The sequence below is a fragment of the Microvirga soli genome, assembly GCF_016734765.1.
Taxonomy (GTDB): domain Bacteria; phylum Pseudomonadota; class Alphaproteobacteria; order Rhizobiales; family Beijerinckiaceae; genus Microvirga; species Microvirga soli.
This window is the reverse complement of the sequence record NZ_JAERQE010000003.1, coordinates 108,632-128,975: the sequence shown is the minus strand read 5'-3', so window position 1 is coordinate 128,975 and position 20,344 is coordinate 108,632. Positions and strand designations below refer to the sequence as shown.

General features: G+C 64.2%; 16 protein-coding genes and 1 other RNA gene. 6 read left to right on the top strand and 11 right to left on the bottom strand.

What is annotated here, in order from left to right; translation table 11 throughout:
* Positions 1-3 precede the first annotated feature (3 nt).
* The 10 genes from murD to JKL45_RS30625 all read right to left on the bottom strand — a co-directional run bounded on the left by murD (position 4) and on the right by JKL45_RS30625 (position 10,572).
* A complete protein-coding gene (murD, locus tag JKL45_RS04370; protein WP_201859895.1) occupies positions 4-1,395 on the bottom strand; it encodes a UDP-N-acetylmuramoyl-L-alanine--D-glutamate ligase in 1,392 nt (463 codons plus the stop codon).
* 5 nt (positions 1,396-1,400) lie between these two features.
* Complete coding sequence (gene mraY / locus JKL45_RS04365; protein WP_201859894.1) at positions 1,401-2,486, bottom strand: phospho-N-acetylmuramoyl-pentapeptide-transferase; 1,086 nt, start codon at positions 2,484-2,486, stop codon at positions 1,401-1,403.
* A 3-nt stretch (positions 2,487-2,489) separates the two neighbouring features.
* Complete coding sequence (locus JKL45_RS04360; protein WP_201859893.1) at positions 2,490-3,923, bottom strand: UDP-N-acetylmuramoylalanyl-D-glutamyl-2,6-diaminopimelate--D-alanyl-D-alanine ligase; 1,434 nt, start codon at positions 3,921-3,923, stop codon at positions 2,490-2,492.
* Entirely contained in the window at positions 3,920-5,389 is a 1,470-nt protein-coding gene (locus tag JKL45_RS04355; protein WP_201859892.1) for a UDP-N-acetylmuramoyl-L-alanyl-D-glutamate--2,6-diaminopimelate ligase, read from the bottom strand. The genes JKL45_RS04360 and JKL45_RS04355 overlap by 4 nt, the downstream gene beginning before the upstream one ends.
* Positions 5,386-7,161: a peptidoglycan D,D-transpeptidase FtsI family protein gene (locus tag JKL45_RS04350; RefSeq protein WP_201859891.1), complete on the bottom strand. Its 1,776-nt coding sequence runs from the start codon at positions 7,159-7,161 to the stop codon at positions 5,386-5,388. Before JKL45_RS04350 ends, JKL45_RS04355 begins: the two co-directional genes overlap by 4 nt.
* Complete coding sequence (ftsL, locus tag JKL45_RS04345; protein WP_201859890.1) at positions 7,158-7,553, bottom strand: cell division protein FtsL; 396 nt, start codon at positions 7,551-7,553, stop codon at positions 7,158-7,160. Before ftsL ends, JKL45_RS04350 begins: the two co-directional genes overlap by 4 nt.
* Positions 7,550-8,599, bottom strand: a complete 1,050-nt coding sequence (rsmH, locus tag JKL45_RS04340; RefSeq protein WP_201859889.1) for a 16S rRNA (cytosine(1402)-N(4))-methyltransferase RsmH — start codon at positions 8,597-8,599, stop codon at positions 7,550-7,552. Before rsmH ends, ftsL begins: the two co-directional genes overlap by 4 nt.
* Complete coding sequence (gene mraZ / locus JKL45_RS04335; RefSeq protein WP_201859888.1) at positions 8,596-9,093, bottom strand: division/cell wall cluster transcriptional repressor MraZ; 498 nt, start codon at positions 9,091-9,093, stop codon at positions 8,596-8,598. Before mraZ ends, rsmH begins: the two co-directional genes overlap by 4 nt.
* Before the next feature lie 310 nt (positions 9,094-9,403).
* Positions 9,404-9,797: RNase P RNA component class A (gene rnpB / locus JKL45_RS04330), an RNA gene on the bottom strand.
* 46 nt (positions 9,798-9,843) lie between these two features.
* On the bottom strand, positions 9,844-10,572 hold the full coding sequence (locus JKL45_RS30625) for a lytic transglycosylase domain-containing protein (RefSeq protein WP_201859887.1): 729 nt from the start codon (positions 10,570-10,572) through the stop codon (positions 9,844-9,846).
* Between the two features lie 349 nt (positions 10,573-10,921).
* On the opposite strand from JKL45_RS30625, the gene JKL45_RS04320 reads away from it, so the two are divergent.
* From JKL45_RS04320 to JKL45_RS04295, 6 genes are all read left to right on the top strand, one after another.
* Positions 10,922-11,200, top strand: coding sequence for a YMGG-like glycine zipper-containing protein (locus tag JKL45_RS04320; protein WP_190844219.1), 279 nt, complete (start codon positions 10,922-10,924; stop codon positions 11,198-11,200).
* Positions 11,201-11,286: 86 nt separating this feature from the next.
* Positions 11,287-12,012: a TerB family tellurite resistance protein gene (locus JKL45_RS04315; RefSeq protein WP_201859886.1), complete on the top strand. Its 726-nt coding sequence runs from the start codon at positions 11,287-11,289 to the stop codon at positions 12,010-12,012.
* Positions 12,013-12,016: 4 nt separating this feature from the next.
* Complete coding sequence (locus JKL45_RS04310) at positions 12,017-12,784, top strand: N-acetylmuramoyl-L-alanine amidase (RefSeq protein ID WP_201859885.1); 768 nt, start codon at positions 12,017-12,019, stop codon at positions 12,782-12,784.
* A gap of 81 nt (positions 12,785-12,865) precedes the next feature.
* Complete coding sequence (locus JKL45_RS04305) at positions 12,866-14,380, top strand: efflux RND transporter periplasmic adaptor subunit (protein ID WP_201859884.1); 1,515 nt, start codon at positions 12,866-12,868, stop codon at positions 14,378-14,380.
* Positions 14,381-14,389: 9 nt separating this feature from the next.
* Positions 14,390-15,112, top strand: a complete 723-nt coding sequence (locus JKL45_RS04300; RefSeq protein ID WP_312896904.1) for an ABC transporter ATP-binding protein — start codon at positions 14,390-14,392, stop codon at positions 15,110-15,112.
* The gene (locus JKL45_RS04295) at positions 15,109-16,341 is read left to right on the top strand and encodes an ABC transporter permease (RefSeq protein WP_201859883.1); all 1,233 of its coding nucleotides are present in this window, start codon (positions 15,109-15,111) and stop codon (positions 16,339-16,341) included. Before JKL45_RS04300 ends, JKL45_RS04295 begins: the two co-directional genes overlap by 4 nt.
* 242 nt (positions 16,342-16,583) lie before the next feature.
* Here the strand turns inward: JKL45_RS04295 and metH are convergent, their stop codons facing one another.
* On the bottom strand, positions 16,584-20,339 hold the full coding sequence (gene metH, locus JKL45_RS04290) for a methionine synthase (protein WP_201859882.1): 3,756 nt from the start codon (positions 20,337-20,339) through the stop codon (positions 16,584-16,586).
* Positions 20,340-20,344 lie beyond the last annotated feature (5 nt).

Below are 20,344 nucleotides of genomic sequence, written 5' to 3'. Positions count from 1 at the left end.
TGGCTAAGCCCCCCTGGCTTCGATGCCGGGTAATGCCCGGACCAGATCGCGGAAATGGTTTCCGCGCACTTCGTAATTGGGAAATTGGTCGTAGGACGCACAGGCCGGCGACAGGAGGACGACAGCGTGAGCGCCAAGCGCTTGCGCGTCGGATGCTGCCTGCTTCACGGCCGTGTCGAGGGTGCCGCAATGAACATGTGGAACTTGCGAGCTCAGCGTCCTGGAAAATTCATCCGCAGCGGCACCGATGAGGTAAGCCTTGCGGATCTTCGGGAAGTATTCCTTGAGCGGCTCAATGCCGCCTTCCTTCGCCTTGCCGCCGAGAATCCAGAAGATGTCATCGAAGGACTTCAGCGCCTTCTCGGTGGAATCCGCATTGGTCGCTTTGGAATCGTTGATGAAGAGCGCCTCGCCGATGCGGCCGACCTCCTCCATGCGATGCGGCAGGCCAGGGAAGGTATGGAGACCGGAGCGGATCTCGTCCGGAGAGACGTTCAAAGCCAGGGCAATGGCGACGGCCGCAGCCGCGTTCTGTGCGTTATGAGCACCGCGCAGAGAACCGATGCCAGACAGGTTTGCCAATGGAGCGGCATCAGCTCCGGTCACTCCGACCAAGGTTTCCCCATCAGCGAAGACACCCTTCACATTAAGAGGCTCGACCGAAACGCGAGCGACGTTCACGCCCTTGGCCTCGCAGGCATCAGCGATCGCACGGCTCATCGGATCGTCAACGCCGATGATAGCCAGACCCGCCTTCGCCACCAGACGCTCCTTGATCGCCGCGTAGAGTTCCATAGTCCCATGCCGGTCGATGTGATCCGGCGACAGGTTGAGATGGACGCCGATAGTGGAGCTAAGCGACGGTGCAAGGTCGATCTGGAACGATGAGCACTCGATGACGTGGATGCGGTTGTCGGAAGGCGGCTCCAGCGACAGGATTGCGGTGCCGATATTGCCGCCCACCTGCACGTCGCGACCGGCTTCGAGCAGGATATGCGCGATCAGTGCTGTCGTAGTGGACTTGCCGTTGGTGCCGGTGATCGCGATGAAGGGCGCATTCGGCGCGATCTTCGCACGCTCGCGGCAGAACAGCTCGATATCGCCGATAATCTCGACACCGGCCTCACGCGCAAGCTTCGCCGACCAGTGCGGCTCGGGATGGGTGAGCGGCACGCCGGGCGAGAGGATGAAGGATGAAAACTGCGACCAGTCGGCATCGCGCAGGTCGGCGGTCTCGATGCCTTTGGAGCCAGCTTCTGCCATCTTGGCCGGATTGTCGTCGCAGGCGATCACCCGCGCCCCGCCCTCCTTCAAGGCAAGCACTGTGGCCAGCCCCGAGCCGCCGAGGCCGAAGAGAGCAACCGTTTTGCCTTCAAACGAGGTGACGGGGGTCATGCGTCTTACCGGAGTTTCAGGGTGGCGAGGCCGGTGATCGCCAGCACGACGGCGATGATCCAGAAGCGGATCACCACCTGCGGCTCGGTCCAGCCCAGCTGCTCGAAGTGATGGTGAATCGGCGCCATCTTGAAGACGCGCTTGCCCGTGAGCTTGAACGACGTCACCTGGATAATCACAGACAGGATCTCAAGCACGAACAGGCCGCCCACGATGGCGAGCACGATCTCGTGCTTGGCCGCAACGGCAATCGTTCCGAGCATCCCGCCGAGCGCGAGCGAACCCGTGTCGCCCATGAAGATCTGCGCCGGCGGCGCATTGAACCAGAGGAAGCCGAGGCCGGCACCGATGAGCGCGCCACAAAGTACGGCGAGTTCGCCGGTGCCGGGCACGAAATGGATCTGCAGGTAATTGGAGAACACCGCATTACCGGCGAGATAGGCGATGAAGCCGAAGGTACCTGCCGCGATCATCACCGGCACGATGGCAAGGCCGTCGAGCCCGTCGGTGATGTTCACCGCGTTGCCGGCGCCGACGATCACAAAAGCGGCAAAGACCACATAGAACCAGCCGAGATTGACGATGAGGTCCTTCGAGAAGGGCAGCGCCAGCTTGTTGGCGAGGCCCGGCGTGGCCATGTAGGAAATCGCCAGGCAGGCCACGATGGCGATGATCGCCTCGATGGTGAGCCGCGAACGGCCGGAGAAGCCCTTGTGCGACTGCTTCGTCACCTTCAGGTAGTCGTCATAGAAGCCGATGGCGCCGAAGCCCACGGTGACGAACAGCACGACCCACACATAGTGGTTTTCGAGGTTCGCCCAGAGCAGGGTGGAGACCAGAACACCCGCGAGGATCATCAGGCCGCCCATGGTGGGCGTGCCGCGCTTCGTCAGCAGGTGCGATTGCGGCCCGTCCTCGCGGATCGGCTGCCCCTTGCCCTGCCGGACGCGCAGGAGCGAGATGATTGCGGGTCCGAACAGGAACACGAACAGCATGCCGGTCGCCGTCGCGCCACCGGTGCGGAACGTGATGTAGCGGAAGATGTTGAGGGGGCTGAAATAGGGGCTGAGCTCAGCCAACCAGGTTAACATCGATCATCCTTTCAGCGCGTGGGCCGCTGCGCTCGCGCCGTAACGTTCTTTCAAAGCTTTGACAACCAGGGCCATCTTCATGCTGAGCGAGCCCTTGACGGTGATCGCATCGCCGGGACGAACCGCCGCGCAGACCGCATCGACCAGATCGGCAGAGGTTTGCGTGTGAGCCGCCACCATGGCCTTCGGCAACGCGTCCACGAGGTTCTGCATCAGGGCGCCGGCGGCAAAGACTTGGTCGATTCCGTTCGCCTGGATCGCCTCCGCCAGTTCCGCGTGAAGTTGCGGGCCTGTCTCGCCCAACTCCTTCATGTCGCCCAGAACGGCAATCCGCCGCGCCCCGCGCCCGAGTTCCACCGCGCCGAGATTGGCGAGCGCGGCGCGCATGGAGGCCGGGTTGGCGTTGTAGCTCTCGTCGATCAACAGGGCCTCGGCCTCGCCGACGCTAAGCATCGTGCGTTCGCCGCGCCCGACCGGAGGCTTCAACTCGGCGAAGGAAAGCGCCACCAGGGCGATATCCGCGCCGAGCGCATGGGAGGCCGCGAGCACACTCAGGGAATTGAGCGCGTGGTGCCGCCCTGCCGTGCCAATCCGATAGGTCAGAGGCTGACCGAAGATCGTGGCGTCGACCACGGAATGGTCGGGTTTCACGATGATGCGGTTCGCACGGATGTCAGCCGCCTCGTGCTCGCCGAAGGTGATGACGCGGCCCGCTGCTGAAGCATAGGCATGGGCGCGCATGCGCTCGAAATAGGCGTTGTCGCGGTTGATGACCGCCGTGCCGCCGGGCTCAAGCCCTGAGAAGATCTCGCCCTTGGCATCCGCAATGCCCCAGAGCGAGGGAAAGAATTCGATATGGACGGGCTCGACCGTGGTGATCACCGCCACATGCGGGCGCACCATGCCGGTGAGCGGCAGGATTTCGTGGGCATGGTTCATGCCGATCTCGAACACGCCGAACTCGGTTTCGCGCGGCATGCGGGCGAGCGTGAGCGGCACGCCCCAATGGTTGTTGTAGGACGCGACCGATGCGTGGGTCGCGCCCTGGCGCGAGAGGGCGAGGCGCATGGCCTCCTTCGTGCCGGTCTTGCCGACGGAGCCGGTGACCGCAACGATCCTGGCATTCGTGCGCTTGCGCGCGGCGCGACCCATCTGGCGCATGGCCTCGAGCACATCGGGCACCACGATCAGCCTGTCGGAGCCTGCGAATTCAGGAGCCTTTTCCTCGGACACGACGGCAGCCGATGCGCCCTTATCCAAAGCGGCCTGCACGAAATCGTGCCCGTCATGCACGTCGCCCTTGATGGCGAAGTAGAGATCGCCCAGCTCAAGGGTACGCGTGTCGATGGACGCGCCCGTGCCTTGCGCGAACCCGCCGCCGATGCGGGCGCCGGTGGCGGCTGCAATCTCGTCCGAAGTCCAAAGGGGCGAATTCATCCCTGCCTCGCTGCAATGGCCGCCCGGACCTCGTCGTGGTCCGAGAACGGCAGGGTCCGGTCGCCGATGATTTGGCCCGTTTCATGACCTTTGCCGGCCACGACCAGAATATCGCCCCGGCGAAGCTCGCTGACAGCGGTGCGGATGGCCTCGGCGCGGTCGCCGATCTCGCGAGCGCGGGGCGCGCCCTTCATGACCTCGGCGCGGATCGCAGCCGGATCTTCGGAGCGAGGATTATCGTCCGTGACAATCACCACATCGGCCTTGTCGTTGGCGATGCGACCCATGAGCGGGCGCTTGCCCTGATCCCGGTCGCCGCCGCAGCCCACGACGCAGAACAGCTTTCCCGTCACGAACGGATGCAGGGCATCAAGCACGTGGGCGAGCGCATCAGGCTTGTGGGCGTAGTCGACGATGCAGATGGCTCCATCCAGCTCGCCCACCTGCTCCAGCCGGCCCGAGACACCTTTCAGGCTGTTGAAGCCATCGAAAACCTCGGCCGCCCTGCCTTCGCCTTCCACAGCCAGCACGAGACCTGCCGCGACAAGCGCATTCTCCACCTGGAAGGCGCCGAGCAGCGGCAGAGTCGTCTGGAACGTTCTCCCAAAGGCCTCGACGGTCAGCGCCTGCGTGAAGCCTTCGGCGTGTGCCTCGACCAGACGGATATTATCGCCGGTGCTGCCGGTCGTGACAATTGCCAAACCACGTTTTCGCACGCCGTCCAGGAACACGTCCGCATAGGGACCGTCCGCATTGATGATGGCCGGGGCATCCTGCGGCAGGAGCGTATCGAAGAGGCGAAGCTTCGCCGCCGCATAGGCTTCCGTCGTGGCGTGATAATCGAGGTGATCGCGTCCGAGATTGGTGAAGCCTGCTGCCTGCAAACGCACCCCGTCGAGACGGCGCTGGTCGATGCCGTGCGAGGACGCCTCCATGGCGAGGCGTGTGACGCCGTCATTGGCCAGGCGGTCGAAGCTCTCGTGCAGGGAGATCGGATCGGGGGTCGTCAGCGAGCCATAGGCCGCACCGTCCGACGTAATGATGCCAAGCGTGCCGACGCTGGCGGATTTGTAGCCCAGATGCGCAAAAAGCTGGCGGATGAAATCGGCCACCGAGCTCTTGCCGCTCGTGCCCGTGACGGCGACGACCTTCTCAGGCTGCATGGGGTAGAAGCGTGCAGCCGCGAGAGCCAACGTGCGGCGTACGTCCTTCACCTGCACATAAGCAATGGAGCGCGACAGTTCGGACGGACGCTCGGCTTCTCCGACAATGGCAACCGCGCCTGCAGCGGCTGCCTGCGGCACGAAGCTCATGCCGTCCACCTTGGTGCCGGGCACGGCGAAGAACAGGGTGCCGGGTTCCACCTTGCGACTGTCGGAGGCGATCTTCGAGACGGAAAGGGACGCCTGAGCGTCGCCTGCCGCGAGACCGAGAAGATCGCCGAGATTGACGGACCGTGCGTTCATCGATTGCTGCCCCAGGCGCCGAGGCGCGACATGAGCGGGAACGGTTGAGCCGGCGGCTCGAAGCGCGGCGGCACGCCGAGCAGCGGCGCGATGCGCTCGATGATGTTGCCCGTCACTGGAGCCGCGTTCCAGCCTGCGGTCGAGAAGCCATAGGTGCCTTCAATGGCCTGCGGCTCGTCCATGATGGTCAGGAACACGTATTTCGGCTTGTCGGAGGGCACCACCGCCGTGAAGGTGGTGAAGTTCTTGTTCTTGGCATAGCGGCCGTTGATCACCTTCTCGGCGGTGCCGGTCTTGCCGCCGACGAAGAAGCCAGCAATCGAGGCGTTACCGGCGGAGCCCTCCGGCGTCGAGGCGTTGAGGCGCATCACATAGCGCATCGCCTCGCTGGTCTCGGGCTTGAGCACCTGCAGGGCGTTCTGGCGCGCCTCATCCTGCGTACGCTTCAGGAAGGTCGGCTTGATCATGACGCCGCCGTTCACCAGGGCGCCCACGGCGGAGAGCGCCTGAAGCGGCGCAACCGCGAGGCCGTGACCGAACGCAATGGTCATTGTGTTGAGCTCGCCCCAGCGCGGCGGAACGATCGGCAAGGCACTCTCCGGCAACTCGGTCTCAAGGCGGGTCAGCTGGCCCATCTTGCGCAGGAAGGCCTTGTGCCCCTCGACGCCGATGCCGAGCGCCATGCGGGCGGTGCCGATGTTGGACGAGTGCACAAAGACCTCCGGCGTGGAGAGAACGCGCCGGGTCGGATGATAGTCGCCGATGGTGAAGCGGCCGTAGCGCAGGCCGGATCGCGCATCGAAGGTCGAGTTGATGTTGTACTTGCCGGAATCGAGCGCCATCGCGACGGTGAGCGCCTTGAAGGTCGAGCCCATCTCGAACACGCCGACATTGATGCGGTTGATCCGGTCCTTGTCGAGCGCGTCGACCGGGTTGTTGGGATCGTAATCGGGCAGCGACACGAGGGCGATGATCTCGCCGGTGTTCACGTCCAGGATCGCGCCTGCCGTGGCCTTGGCCTTGAACTTCGCCATGCCTTTGGCAAGCTCGTCGCGAAGGGCGTGCTGCACGCGCAGATCGAGGGAGAGCTGAATGGGCTTCAGGTCGGCGGCGGAAATGTTGAAGCCCGCGCCGTTCAGGTCCTGCAGGCCCATGCTGTCGATATATTTCTCGATGCCGGCAATGCCCACATTGTCCACATTGGCGAAGCCGAGCACGTGAGCGGCGGCCTCGGCATTGGGATAGACGCGCTTGTTCTCAGGCAGGAAGCCGATGCCGGGAATGCCCAGGCGATGAACTTCCGCCTGCTGGCGCGGCGTGATTTCGCGCTTGACCCACACGAAGCCCTTCTTCGTGCCGAGCTTGTTGCGCAGATCCGTGGCGTCGAGATCGGGCAGCACGGCAGTCAGAAGCTCGACCGCCTCGTCCTTGTCGACGATGTTGCGCGGCTCCGCGAACACCGACACCATCTTCACGTCGGTGGCCAGAATCTCGCCGTTGCGGTCGACGATGTCCGGACGGGCGGCAGAGATTTCAGAGGACGCGGCACGGCGCACTTCGCTCGTGTTCTCGCTGGTCAGCGCGAGGTGAACGAGGCGCCCGCCGATCACGCTGAACAGGCCAACAAAGCACACGGCAGCGAGACCAACGCGTGATGTGCTCTTGTCGTGGCGCAGGCGAAACAGCTCGCGGGCGTGACCAAGCACGCCGCGTTTTGCGGGAAGGCTCTTACCGTGCCATTCGGTTTGGGGCTCTTGCGACACGAGGCTCACCGTTTCGGAGTTTGAGTCGTCGGGGTGCGGGCGTCCGAACTTCTGTCCTTCGGGGTCGATGTCGGCTCAAGCAATCCGAGCGCTTCGAGCTTGCGGCCGATCTCGTCCTCGCGGGAGGGCCGGTTCGGCAGGTCGGAAAGACGCGCGAGCTGCTGGATCTTCAGTGCCTGCAGGTCGAGGTGTTTGTCGGCGGCTTCCTGAAGACGGTCAGGACGGTCGAGATACTGCCACTCGGCCTGCAGCACCGCGATGGCCTCGCGCTCGCGGCTGACCTGCGACTTCAGCTTCGCCACCTGCTCCACATAGTAGAGGGTTTCGTACTTGACCGAATAGGCGTAGCCCGCCGATGCGATGAGGGCGGATATCGCGATGATATGGAGCAGTCGGATCACCGGCGCCCTCCCTTTTTCTCGGCTGTCTGCGGCAGTTCGGCTAACATGGTGATGGCGCTCAAGGGCTCCTGCGCCGGCGTGTCCGTGCGTGCGCCTGCGCGCAGCTTCGCCGAACGCGCCCGCGGATTGCGTGCCATTTCCTGCTCGGTCGGAGCGATGGGGCCGCGGGTGATCGCGTCAAAGGTAGGCTCAGGCGCCTCTGCCGTCGGCAGATGGCGCGAGCCCGTGGGCGCACGCCCGGTGCGGGAGGCGAAGAACTGCTTCACGATCCGGTCTTCGAGCGAATGGAACGTGACCACCACGAGACGTCCGCCGGGCTTGAGGATGCGCTCGGCCGCGTGCAAGGCGCGAGCCAGCTCGCCGAGTTCGTCGTTGACGGCAATGCGCAGTCCCTGGAACACCCGTGTTGCGGGATGGATACCGCTCGGTTCCTGCCGAATCAGGGAAGCCACGAGATCGGCAAGTTGCCGCGTGGTCTCGAAAGGCTGACGGCGACGCGCTTCGATGACCGCGCGCGCAACCGCCCGGGCGCGCCGCTCCTCGCCGTAATGGTAGAAGATGTCGGCGAGCTCGGCCTCGGAGGATTCGTTGACGAGGTCCGCTGCGCTCGGGCCCGACTGCTCCATGCGCATGTCGAGCGGCCCCTCGTTGCGGAACGAGAAGCCGCGTTCGGCCTGATCGAGCTGCATGGACGACACGCCGATATCGAGCACGACGCCGTCGACGCTGTCGAACTCCTGCGCATGCGCAATCTCGTCGAGGTCGCCGAAGCGGCCCGGTACGAGCATCAGACGTTTCTTGAATTTGACGCTAAGCGCTTCGCCGCCGGCGATCGCATCGGGATCGCGGTCGATGGCGATCACCCTGTTCTGCGGATGGGCATCGAGAATGGCGCGCGTGTAGCCGCCCGCGCCGAACGTGCCGTCGATGAAAACGCCTCCGCGCTTTGCATCGAGTGCCGTGCCAACCTCCGCCAGGAGAACAGGAACGTGACGGGACGGTCCGCCAGCGGCTCCGGCTCCTGGGCCGTCGCCGCGTCCCATCATCGTTCCCGTACTCCTGGTGAGGTGTTCTGCACTAGCCTTGGCTCCAGACCTCGGTTTCCCAACGCCTTCTTCAGGTCTCGGACCTTCGTGCGCGCCTCCTCCAAGTGCGCACGGAAGCGTTCGGGCTCCCAAATCTGGAACTTGTGACCAAGTCCGACGAACGTCACCGTATCGCCGATCCCGGCATGCACTTTTACTGTATCCGTCAGGATGACACGCCCCTCCGGATCGACCTTCAGAATCTCGCTGGTCCCGAACAATGCCGTCGACAGCTGATCCCGCTCGTCCGAATAGGGCGACAGCGTCGACAAGAACGCATCGATCTCGTTCAGAAGCACGTTGCCGCCTGCGTCCAGCGCCGGCGCATCGAGCGCCGGATGCACGTAGAGCCCCTCGAATCCATCCCGGGCCAACACGGCCCTGAAGGATGCGGGGATCGAGACGCGACCCTTCGAATCCAACTTGTTGGTGAAATTGGACACGAAGCGGTTCATTGGCCGCAGCTCGCACGCTCCTGATTGTCAGCCCCCCGGCAGATCCTGAGGACCTGCCACCCGTTGTCGGTGGTGACGCTACTTTCAGAAGCAGTACGCCAGCACTTCTCGGGTGCTTGACGCCCTCTTCGGAAGACACCGTCGACGGGATGGTTTGGGATAACATGGGATATAATGGTCGTCAACGGAACGGAGAGGGAGCACAGGCCTGATGGCATGCGTTCTCCATGAGACGCATTTACGGTTAATGAATCGTAAGCGGAGCAAAGGTTTGCTCCGCTTTTTGCAAATTTCGAACCTGTGGAAAGGTGGGGTCAGCCGGCCTGTAAGCCGGGTTCTGTAGGGCCCAAAATCCTAAGATTTCGGACGTGGCGGCCATTCCTCTGGGACGATCATTGCTGAACGCCTCAAGCAACCAACCCGGACGACCAGCCTGGAAGCGGGCCTGGCGCGAACGCCTGTCGTCCCTATTCGGTTTTGCTCCTGGTGGGGTTTACCATGCCGTCCGCATTGCTGCGTCCGCGGTGCGCTCTTACCGCACCCTTTCACCCTGACCTCGGGGTCCGAAGACCTTGCGAGGCGGTCTGCTTTCTGTGGCACTTTCCCTAGGGTTACCCCCGCCGGACGTTATCCGGCACCTTGCTTCCATGGAGCCCGGACTTTCCTCCCCGAGATGAACTCGAAGCGGCCGCCCGGCCAGCTGACGGGCGGATGTGGTGCCAAACGGGTCCTGCCGTCAAGGGCGAGCCGTCATTCAGCTGCCGCCGTGATCACCTTCACCTTGGCGCAATAGGCTCGCGACGCCGCCGTCATGGTCTGGGTGCGGTGGCCGAACTGGTAGCGCAGGATCGTCCCGCAGGTATCGCCGCCTGCGAGCTTGTAGGCGGTAGCCAGGTACTTGAGGCCAAAGCGCAGGTTGGTTTCCGCCTCCAGAAGGCCGGCCGCATCGCCCTTGTAGCCCAGCGATTGAGCCGTGCGGACATTGATCTGGGTGAGGCCCATGTTCGGGCCGTTGCGGGCACCGGCATTGTAGCGGCTCTCGATCCGGATCACGGCATCGGCCAACTCGTAAGGCAGGCCATTCTCCGTGGCATAGCGGGCGATGAGGGGCTTGAGCGCGATGGCGCGCGTTGCGTCGGACATGCGAGCCTTGGACCCTGAGGCGATCAAAGGCACAGGCAAGGATGCGGTCTGCTGATCCGCCTCTTCCGGCCCGGCGGCTCGCTTTTCGACCTTCTCAGGTTGCGCCTGCTCCGCCTTGGCCACCTGAGGCTTGGCGGGCTTGGACGCCGCAGCCTCTTTCGGTTTCTTCTTGCCTGCAGCCTTGGGGTCCTGCTCCGGCTCCTCAACGGCAGAAGCGGCGGCTTCCTCCTGGGCGAAGGCCGCCGCTTCAGCCGCGGCGGCACCAAGGAACTGCTCAGCCTGATCGGGAGAGATCGGCGCACTCTCGCCCCCATTGGCCCGAGCCTGTGAAGCCACGACGAGCGCTGCTGCGCCAAAGCCTGCAATTGCCAGCGTTCTAAGGAAGTGTTGCCAAGTCAAACCGAAACTCCAGCTGGCCATAAGCATGAGGGCGCGCTGGTTGGCGGTGAAATAAGGCGAAGGTGTGGCGTCGGCCGCCGCATTTTTGTTCAGAATTCGTTCAAGCTTGACCGTGTCCCCTCTACGGTGCTTGGCTTTGTGGCCATGATTCTAGCCTCGCAGGGGCTCTGAATTTTCTGCCAACTCATGGCCTTGGAGGAACTCTTTCTCCGCACAGGAGTTGGCGAGAGCGTAAGGTCAAGCTAACAGGGCTGCCTCTAGCCCGCTCAACAACAGGGAAGCCTCCATGAAGAAGATCATGACAGCCATTGCCGCCGGTGCCCTCACCCTCTCGATGGCAGCATGCAATACTCCTGGCGAGCGTGCAGTTGGCGGCGCTGCCATCGGCGGCCTTGCTGGCGCAGCCATCGGCGGCGCAGCGACCGGTTCGGCAGGCGGCGCTCTGGCCGGTGCGGCCATCGGTGGCGCCGGTGGCGCGATCGTGGGTGCTTCGACAGCTCCGCGCGGTCCGGCATGCCCCTACGGCACCTATCAGGACGTCTACGGCAACGTGTACTGCCGCTAATCCCGCTCACGGGCAAATTTATAGGGGCCGAGGCATTCTCGGCCCCTTTTCTTTTGCCTGCACTTGAGCGTACGACTGTTTTCAAGATGATTCAGTCGATTTGGGGTAAGCTCGGAGGCGCAGGCATAGGCCTCGCGTTTGGCGGGCCGATCGGTGCTCTCCTGGGCGGGGTGGCCGGCCATGTTCTCGTCGATCGTGAAGGCGCTTTGTTCGGAAAGCCGCCGCGCGACGTCATGTTCACCATGGGTCTCGTGGCGCTCGCCGCCAAGATGGCGAAGGCCGACGGCGTCGTGGTCGACGTGGAGGTTCGTGCCTTCGAGCAGATTGTCGAGGTGCCGGACAGCGAGCACGACAGGGTGGAGCGCCTGTTCAACCTCGCCATGCAGACCTCGGACGGATTCGAGGCTTATGCCCGCCAGATCCACGAGGAGTTCAAGGAAGAGCCGGCGCTTCTTGAAAACGTGATCGATGGCCTGTTCCACATCGCCAAGGCGGACGAGGCCGTACACGAAGCTGAATATGCCTATCTCAAGGATGTGGCGACGATCTTCGCCTTCTCGGACGTAGATTTCGAGGGCATCGCGGCTCGCCACGTCCAGCGCAAGGACGATCCCTACCTCATCCTCAAGGCCGACCGGAGCATGAGCGACGAGGAGTTGAAGCGGCACTACCGCCGGCTCGTCGCCGAGAACCATCCTGACCGGGAGATCGCCCGCGGCCTGCCGCCGGAGGCCGTGAAGATCGCCACCGAGCGTGTGGCCGCCATCAATGCGGCCTGGGAACGTGTCGCCGCAAAGCGCAATATCAGGTGACCGTATGAGCGCGCTGACACCGGAGAGCCCCGTCGCCACGAAGGTGTTTCCCTCCCCTAATCACGGGGAGCGCAAGGACGGCCGGCGCCCCACCATGCTCATCCTCCATTACACGGGCATGCCGGACGAGGGCGAAGCGCTGCAGTGGCTGTGCAATCCGGTCTCGCAGGTCTCGGCCCATTATTTCGTGTTCGGCGACGGACGCGTGCTGCAGCTGGTGCCGGAATCGCGGCGGGCGTGGCATGCGGGCCTCTCCTCCTGGGACGGGGAGACCGACATCAACTCGTCCTCCATCGGGATCGAGATCGCCAATCCCGGCCACCCGGGCGGCCTGCCGCCGTTCCCTGACGGGCAGATCGAGAGCGTGGCAGCCCTCACCAAGGACATCGTCACCCGCTGGCGCATCCCGGCCACCCGCGTGCTGGCCCATTCGGATGTAGCGCCCGGCCGCAAGGTCGACCCTGGCGAGCTCTTTCCCTGGAAGACCCTGCATGAGGCGGGGGTCGGCCACTGGGTTGCGCCGGCTGCCGCGAGTGATGGCCGCTTCTTCTCACGCGGCGACCAGGGCATGCCCATCGAAGCGCTGCAGGCCATGCTCGTGATGTACGGCTACGGTCTGAAGATCAACGGCGTCTTCGACGAGGATACGGAGAAGGTGGTGACTGCCTTCCAACGCCATTTCCGCCCCGAGCGCGTGGACGGCGTGGCCGATGCCTCCACCATCATGACCCTGCGCAACCTGATCGCAGCCCGGCCGCAGGTCGGCACATGACAAAGAGTTAACTCGCAACGCTATAGGAAATCGGCCACAATCGCTCCGCATGAAGGGTCATGTCTTGCTGAGGGTTGTCGGGTGCGTCGCGTCTCGTTGTGGCTGATCGTCATTGTTCTGGTGGCAGGAGGCGCCGGCTTCGTGCTGTGGAAGCCGACAGGCGGCAATGCCTCGGCCCAGGCCTATCGTCTCGCCACGGTCGATCGCGGGCCGATCATCGCCAGCGTGCGCGCCACGGGGACGCTCAATCCCGTCACGACGGTACTCGTGGGCTCGCAACTGTCCGGGCAGGTGGTCGAGATCCTGGCCGACTACAACACGCCCGTGAAGGAAGGCCAGGTGGTGGCCCGGCTCTATGGGGAGCAGATCAAGTCGCGCCGGGATGCGGCGCTGGCAGACCTTGCCCAGGCGAGGGCCGATCTCGACACCAAGCGCGCCCAGATCGACAAGGCCCGCTCCGCGCTTCAGCGCGCCGAAGCGCAGGCTGCCGACCTTCGGGCACAGCGTGAACGCACGCAGGCCCAGCTGGAGGAGGCCCGGCGTGGTAGCGAGCGGCAGACGGAACTCAACGCCCGCGCGGTGGGAACGCAGACGGCGCTCGAGCAGGCCCGCACCCAGGTTGACATTCAAACCGCGAACCTCGCCTCTGCCGATGCGCAGATCGCATCGAACCAGGCCGAGACGCTCGGGCTGAAAGCCGATCTCGCGCTGTCGGAAGCGAATGTCAAATCCGCCGAAGCGATCATCCTGCAGCGGCAGGCCAAGCTCAGGGACATCGAGATCGATCTTGCCCGCACGGAGATCAAGTCGCCGGTCGACGGCGTGGTGGTGAAGCGCGACATCGAACTCGGCCAGACAGTCGCCGCCTCGCTCTCGGCGCCGACCCTGTTCACCATCGCGCAGGACCTGAGCGAGATCGACATCTACGCCAATATCGACGAGGCGGATGTGGGCCGCCTCAAGGAAGGACAGAAGGTCTCCTTCACGGTCAACGCCTATCCGAACCGCACCTTCGATGGCCGGGTGCGCATGGTGCGTCTGGCCGCGCAGACGGTGCAGAATGTGGTCACCTACACGGCGGTTATCAGCGTTCGCAATCAGGATCAGGCACTGCTGCCCGGCATGACGGCCAATCTCCAGATCATCACCGACGAGCGTGAGGACGTGCTGCGCATTCCGAATGCGGCTTTGCGCTTCCGCCCCGCCATCACGATGGCAACAACCGAGACGAGAGACGGCGCGCCGGATGGCGAGATGCCAAGGCGTCGGCGTCGCCCGCAGGATGAGCAGGCTGGTAACGGCGATAGAACAGGCACAGCAGCGGATGGCCAAGGACCGCGGCGAAGGCCACGTGGCGAACAGGCCGAGTCCATTCAGGACGAAGGCGCTAGGGCGCGCATCTACGGTGTCGGGCCCGACGGCAATCCGCAGCCCATACCCGTTCGGCTGGGCGTGACGGATGGAGCGTACACGGAGCTTCTTCGTAGCGACCTCCAGGAAGGTGCTGCCGTCATCATCGGTGCGCCGCGTGCTGATGCGGCAGACGATCAGAACGGCGCCACCAACCGCCGCCCGCGTCCGCCGCGGATGTTCTAGGAACGCGCCGTGGCTCTCATCGAAACGCGCGATCTCAGCCGGATCTACGACCTCGATGCCGGACGCGTCGTGGCGCTCGACAGCGTGTCGCTCGATATCGACCAAGGTGATTTCGTCGCCGTCATGGGACCTTCGGGTTCGGGTAAATCCACCTTCATGAATCTGATCGGCTGCCTCGACCGGCCGACGGGCGGCCAGTACCGGCTTGCCGGCACCGCGGTCGAGAGCCTCGATGCCGCCGGGTTGGCGCGCCTGCGCAACCGCGAGATCGGCTTCGTGTTCCAGCAGTTCAACCTGCTGCCGCGTGTCGACGCCCTGGGCAATGTGGAGTTGCCGATGATCTATGCCGGCTTCGACCGCAGGACCCGCCGCGAGCGCGCCTTGCAGGCGCTCGGCCGCGTTGGTCTTGCGGACCGCGCCCATCACCGGCCTATGCAACTCTCCGGTGGGCAGCAACAGCGCGTGGCGATTGCCCGCGCCCTCGTCAACAGCCCGAGCCTCCTGCTCGCCGACGAACCCACCGGCGCCCTCGACAGCCGCACGGCCAACGAGATCATGGCCCTGTTTCAGGAACTCAACCGCGAGGGCGTCACCATCGTGCTCGTGACGCACGATGCAGAGGTGGGGCGACACGCGCACCGCCTCGTCCGCTTTCGCGATGGACGCGTGATGGAAGATCATCGTCAGACGCCTGTCGACGCGCGCGATCTCGCACCGGAGGCAGCCGAATGAGATGGATGGAGGCGATCCGCTCCGCGTTTTCCGCCATCATGGCCAATGCCCTGCGCAGCCTGCTCACCATGCTGGGCATCGTGATCGGCGTCGCGGCCGTCATCGCCATGGTGGCGATCGGCTCGGGCGCGCGCAATCTCGTCGACAGCCAGATCCGCTCGCTCGGCGCTAACCTCGCAATCGTCACGCCCGGCAACGTGACACAGGGCGGAGCGCGTCTCGGAGCAGGCGCGGCCTCATCGCTGACCGACGAGGACGCACGGGCGATCCGGCGAGAGATCGACGGCGTGGTGGCGGCAGCTCCCTTCGTGCAGGGCGGCGCGCAGGTGGTGGCGGGCGGCAGCAACTGGGGCACGCGGATCTACGGTATCGACCTCGACTGGTTCTCCGCTCGCGAATGGGATGTCGCCACCGGACGCACCTTCGATCCTGAGGAGGTGCGCCGCGGCGACATCGTCATCCTTCTCGGACAGACGGTCGCCCGCAATCTCTTCGGCGAGGACGAACCCATCGACCAGATCGTACGCGTGCGCAACGTGCCGTTCCGCGTGATCGGCGTGATGGCGCCGAAGGGTCAGTCGGCTTTCGGGCAGGACCAGGACGATGTGGTCTTCGTGCCGCTCGACACCGGTCGCCGCCGGGTGATCGGCCGCAACTACGCCAAGGACCGCTCCGTCGGATCGATCTTCGTCAAGTTCGCCAATGAGAGCGACATCGAGCCCGGGATCGAGACCATGACGGCGTTGCTACGGCAGCGCCATCGGATCATCGGAGAGCAGGAGGACGATTTCTCGATCCGCAACCTGACCGAGATTGCCAACACCGCGACCGCTTCCGCCAACACGCTCTCCATGCTGCTCGCCGCCGTCGCCGCCGTGTCGCTGCTCGTCGGTGGCATCGGCATCATGAATATCATGCTGGTCTCGGTGACCGAGCGCACCCGCGAGATCGGTCTGCGGCTCGCGGTCGGTGCCCGCCCGCGTGACATCCTCAGCCAGTTCCTCATCGAGGCAACCACGCTTTCCACCATCGGCGGCGCACTCGGCATCGCGCTCGGCGCGGGTGCTGCCTATCTCGTGGCCCAGCTCGCCGGCTGGCCCTCGCTTGTATCGACGAACGCCATCCTCATGGCCGTGGGCTTCTCGGCACTGGTCGGCATCTTCTTCGGGTTCTATCCTGCGCAGCGCGCGGCGAAGCTCGATCCTATCGAGGCGTTGAGAAGAGAGTGACGATTGGAGTTCGTCATCCCGGACGGCGCAGCCGATCCGGGATCGTATGCAGGATGTAACTCGGATCTCCCTCTCCCTCAGGGAGAGGGTTGGGGTGAGGGGTTAGTGTCCTGTCCGGAGAAGGCTGTAACCCCTCACCCGCGCCTGAAGGCGCAACCTCTCCCTGAGGGAGAGGTGTGCCCGCGCTTTACTCGTCTAGCGATCCCGGGCTCTGCTCCGCAGCCCCGGGATGACAGCCATGTCTACTCCGCCGCCATCACCCGATAGCTTGCCGGATCGTAGTTGAGGATGGGGCCCAGCCAACGCTCCACCTCCGTCACGCTCATGCCCTTGCGCTCGGCGTAATCCTCAACCTGATCGCGCTCGACCTTTGCGACGCCGAAGTAATAGGACTGCGGATGCGACATGTAGAGGCCCGACACGGACGAACCCGGCCACATGGCGTAGGATTCCGTGAGCTTCACGCCAATACGGCGCTCGGCTTCGAGCAGGCTGAACAGCGTCGCCTTCTCGGTATGATCGGGCTGTGCGGGATAGCCGGGAGCCGGGCGGATGCCCTGGTATTCTTCGCCGATCAGACCGTCATTGCCGAGGCTCTCATCCGGCGCGTAGGCCCAGAACTCCTTGCGAACGCGCTCGTGCATGCGCTCGGCAAACGCTTCCGCTATGCGGTCGGCCAGCGCTTTCACCATGATCGAGCGGTAATCGTCGTTGGCGCGCTCGAACCTCTCGGCGATGCGTACCTCCTCGATGCCGGATGTCACCACGAACGCGCCGACCCAGTCCGGCTTGCCGCTCTCGACGGGCGCTACGAAGTCTGACAGGCAGATATTCGGCTTGCCGTCGCGCTTGGAGAGCTGCTGGCGCAGGCCATGGAACGTAGCAAGATCATCCTTGCGACTCTCACCCGTGAACAGACGAATGTCGTCGCCCACCGTGTTGGCGGGCCAGAAGCCGATGATTGCCTTCGGGTTGAACCAACGCTCCTCGACGAGTTGCTTGAGCATGGTCTGTGCATCGTCCCAGAGCTGACGCGCGGCCTCGCCCTGCTTCTCGTCTTCCAGGATCGCCGGGAAGCGGCCTTTCAGCTCCCAGGTCTGGAAGAACGGCGTCCAGTCGATATAGGGCACGAGCTCGCCCACATCGTAGCTGCGGAACACCCGCGCGCCGGTGAAGGTGGGCTTCGGCGGCTGGTAAGATGACCAGTCGATTTTCAGGCTGTTGGCGCGTGCCTTCTCGATGGAAAGCCGCTGCTTGTCGGCCTCGGAGCGCGCATGTGCATCCGCCACCTTCCGGTACTCGGCCCGAAGCGTCTCCACATAGCCGTCCTTCATGTCGGACGAGAGCAGCGAAGACACCACGCCGACGGCGCGGCTCGCATCCGTCACGTAGACAGCCTGACCCTTGTGGTAGTTCGGGTGGATCTTCACCGCCGTGTGCACGCGGCTCGTGGTGGCACCGCCGATGAGGAGGGGAATGTCGAAGCCCTCGCGCTCCATCTCGCTCGCCACGTTCACCATCTCGTCGAGGGACGGAGTGATAAGGCCGGAAAGACCGATCACGTCGACGTTTTCTCGGCGCGCGGTCTCCAGGATCTTCTGGGCCGGCACCATGACGCCGAGGTCGATGACCTCGTAGTTATTGCAGGCGAGCACCACACCGACGATGTTCTTGCCGATATCATGCACGTCGCCCTTCACGGTCGCCATCAGCACCTTGCCGGCGGCCGAACGCTCGGTCACGCCGGAGGCTGCCTTCTCGGCTTCCATGAACGGCATCAGGTAGGCAACCGCCTGCTTCATCACGCGGGCGGATTTCACCACTTGCGGCAGGAACATCTTTCCGGCGCCGAAGAGATCGCCCACCACGTTCATGCCGGCCATCAGTGGGCCTTCGATCACGTGCAGCGGGCGCTCGACCGTCTGACGCGCCTCCTCCGTGTCCTGCTCGATGAACTCGGTGATGCCGTTGACGAGAGCGTGCTCAATGCGTTTGCCGACGGGCCACGACCGCCATTCGAGATCGGACGCCTTTACAGCGCCGGTGCCGTCGCCCTTGAAGCGGGGAGCGGCTTCCAGCAGCCGCTCGGTGGCATCAGAACGGCGGTTGAGCACCACGTCCTCGCACAGTTCGCGCAGCTCCGGGTCGATCTCGTCATAGACCGCGAGCTGGCCCGCATTGACGATGCCCATATCCATGCCGAGCTTGATGGCGTGGAACAGGAAGACCGAGTGCATGGCTTCGCGCACGGGCTCGTTGCCGCGGAAGGAGAAGGACAGATTCGACACGCCGCCCGAGATATGGGCGTGCGGCAACGTCTCGCGAATGATGCGCGTCGCTTCGAGGAAATCGACCCCGTAGCCGTTGTGCTCCTCGATGCCGGTCGCCACCGCGAACACGTTCGGGTCGAAGATGATGTCCTCCGGCGGGAAGCCCACCTGTTCGGTCAAAATCTTGTAGGCACGGGTGCAGATCTCGACCTTGCGCTCCAACGTGTCGGCCTGACCGACTTCGTCGAAGGCCATGACGACCACGGCGGCACCATAAGCGCGGCAGATCCGCGCCTGCTCAATGAAGGCCGCCTCGCCCTCCTTCATGGAGATAGAGTTCACGATGGCCTTGCCCTGGATGCACTTGAGGCCGGCTTCAATGACGTGGAACTTGGAGGAATCCACCATCACCGGCACGCGGGCGATGTCAGGCTCCGCCGCCACGAGGTTGAGGAACTCGACCATGGCCTTCTCGGAATCGAGCAGGCCCTCGTCCATGTTGATGTCGATGATCTGCGCGCCGTTCGCCACCTGATCGCGCGCCACGTCGAGAGCGGCGGCATAGTCGTTGTTGGTGATGAGCTTGCGGAACTTGGCGGAGCCCGTGACGTTCGTGCGCTCGCCCACGTTCACGAACGGAATGTCGGAGGTGAGCGTGAACGGCTCAAGGCCTGACAGGCGCATGAGCGGCTGCATCTTCGGCACGGAGCGCGGCACCTTGCCGGCCACAGCCTCCGCGATGGCCCGGATATGCTCTGGCGTGGTGCCGCAGCAGCCGCCGACCACGTTTACGAGACCGGCATCGGCAAACTCTGCCAGCATAGAGGCCGTCGCCTCGGGGCGCTCGTCATAGAGGCCGAACTCGTTCGGCAGGCCGGCATTCGGATAGGCGCAGACGAGGGTGTCGGCCACCCGGCCGATCTCCTGGATATGAGCGCGCATCTCGCGCGCGCCGAGGGCGCAGTTGAGGCCGATGGAAAACGGCTCCGCATGGCGCACGGAATACCAGAAGGCCTCGGGCGTCTGGCCCGACAGCGTGCGGCCGGAGAGATCCGTGATCGTGCCCGAAATCATGACGGGCAGCTTCACACCTTTTTCGGCAAAGACCTGCTGCGTGGCCACAATGGCCGCTTTGGCGTTGAGCGTGTCGAAGATGGTCTCGATCAGGATGATCTCGGAACCACCATCGATGAGCCCCCTCACCTGTTCGGCATAAGATTCGCGCACCTGGTCGAAGGTGACCGCGCGGTAGCCGGGATTGTTCACGTCTGGCGAGATGGAGAGGGTACGGTTTGTCGGACCGACGGCGCCGGCCACGAACCGCCGGCGGCCATCTTCCTTCTCGGCGATCAGCGCGGCCTCTCGGGCAAGGCGCGCACCGTCGACGTTCAGTTCGTAGACGATCTCCTCCATGCCGTAATCGGCCTGCGCGATGGAGGTACCGGAGAAGGTATTGGTTTCGACGATGTCGGCACCTGCGCGGAAGTAATCGAGATGCACTCTGCGCACCGCATCGGGCTGCGTGAGGATCAGGAGATCATTGTTGCCTTTGACGTCCTGCTTCCAATCCCTGAAGCGCTCACCCCGAAAGTCCTCTTCCGAGAAGCGTGAGTTCTGCAGTTCCGTCCCCATGGCGCCATCGAGAATGAGGATGCGCTTGGAGGCCGCTTCGTGAAGTGCCTTGAGCACGTCGGAGCCGTTGGCGGGGCGAGGAAGAAGCACGGTCATTCGGT

What these genes read in the sequence shown, in the direction of transcription:
- rsmH (WP_201859889.1), bottom strand. Translation starts at nt 8,599, where the DNA reads ATGATGGGACGCGGCGACGGCCCAGGAGCCGGAGCCGCTGGCGGACCG.
- JKL45_RS04320 (WP_190844219.1), top strand. Translation starts at nt 10,922, where the DNA reads ATGAAGAAGATCATGACAGCCATTGCCGCCGGTGCCCTCACCCTCTCG.
- murD (WP_201859895.1), bottom strand. Translation starts at nt 1,395, where the DNA reads ATGACCCCCGTCACCTCGTTTGAAGGCAAAACGGTTGCTCTCTTCGGC.
- mraY (WP_201859894.1), bottom strand. Translation starts at nt 2,486, where the DNA reads ATGTTAACCTGGTTGGCTGAGCTCAGCCCCTATTTCAGCCCCCTCAAC.
- JKL45_RS04355 (WP_201859892.1), bottom strand. Translation starts at nt 5,389, where the DNA reads ATGAACGCACGGTCCGTCAATCTCGGCGATCTTCTCGGTCTCGCGGCA.
- JKL45_RS04360 (WP_201859893.1), bottom strand. Translation starts at nt 3,923, where the DNA reads ATGAATTCGCCCCTTTGGACTTCGGACGAGATTGCAGCCGCCACCGGC.
- JKL45_RS04315 (WP_201859886.1), top strand. Translation starts at nt 11,287, where the DNA reads ATGATTCAGTCGATTTGGGGTAAGCTCGGAGGCGCAGGCATAGGCCTC.
- metH (WP_201859882.1), bottom strand. Translation starts at nt 20,339, where the DNA reads ATGACCGTGCTTCTTCCTCGCCCCGCCAACGGCTCCGACGTGCTCAAG.
- JKL45_RS04310 (WP_201859885.1), top strand. Translation starts at nt 12,017, where the DNA reads ATGAGCGCGCTGACACCGGAGAGCCCCGTCGCCACGAAGGTGTTTCCC.
- JKL45_RS04295 (WP_201859883.1), top strand. Translation starts at nt 15,109, where the DNA reads ATGAGATGGATGGAGGCGATCCGCTCCGCGTTTTCCGCCATCATGGCC.
- mraZ (WP_201859888.1), bottom strand. Translation starts at nt 9,093, where the DNA reads ATGAACCGCTTCGTGTCCAATTTCACCAACAAGTTGGATTCGAAGGGT.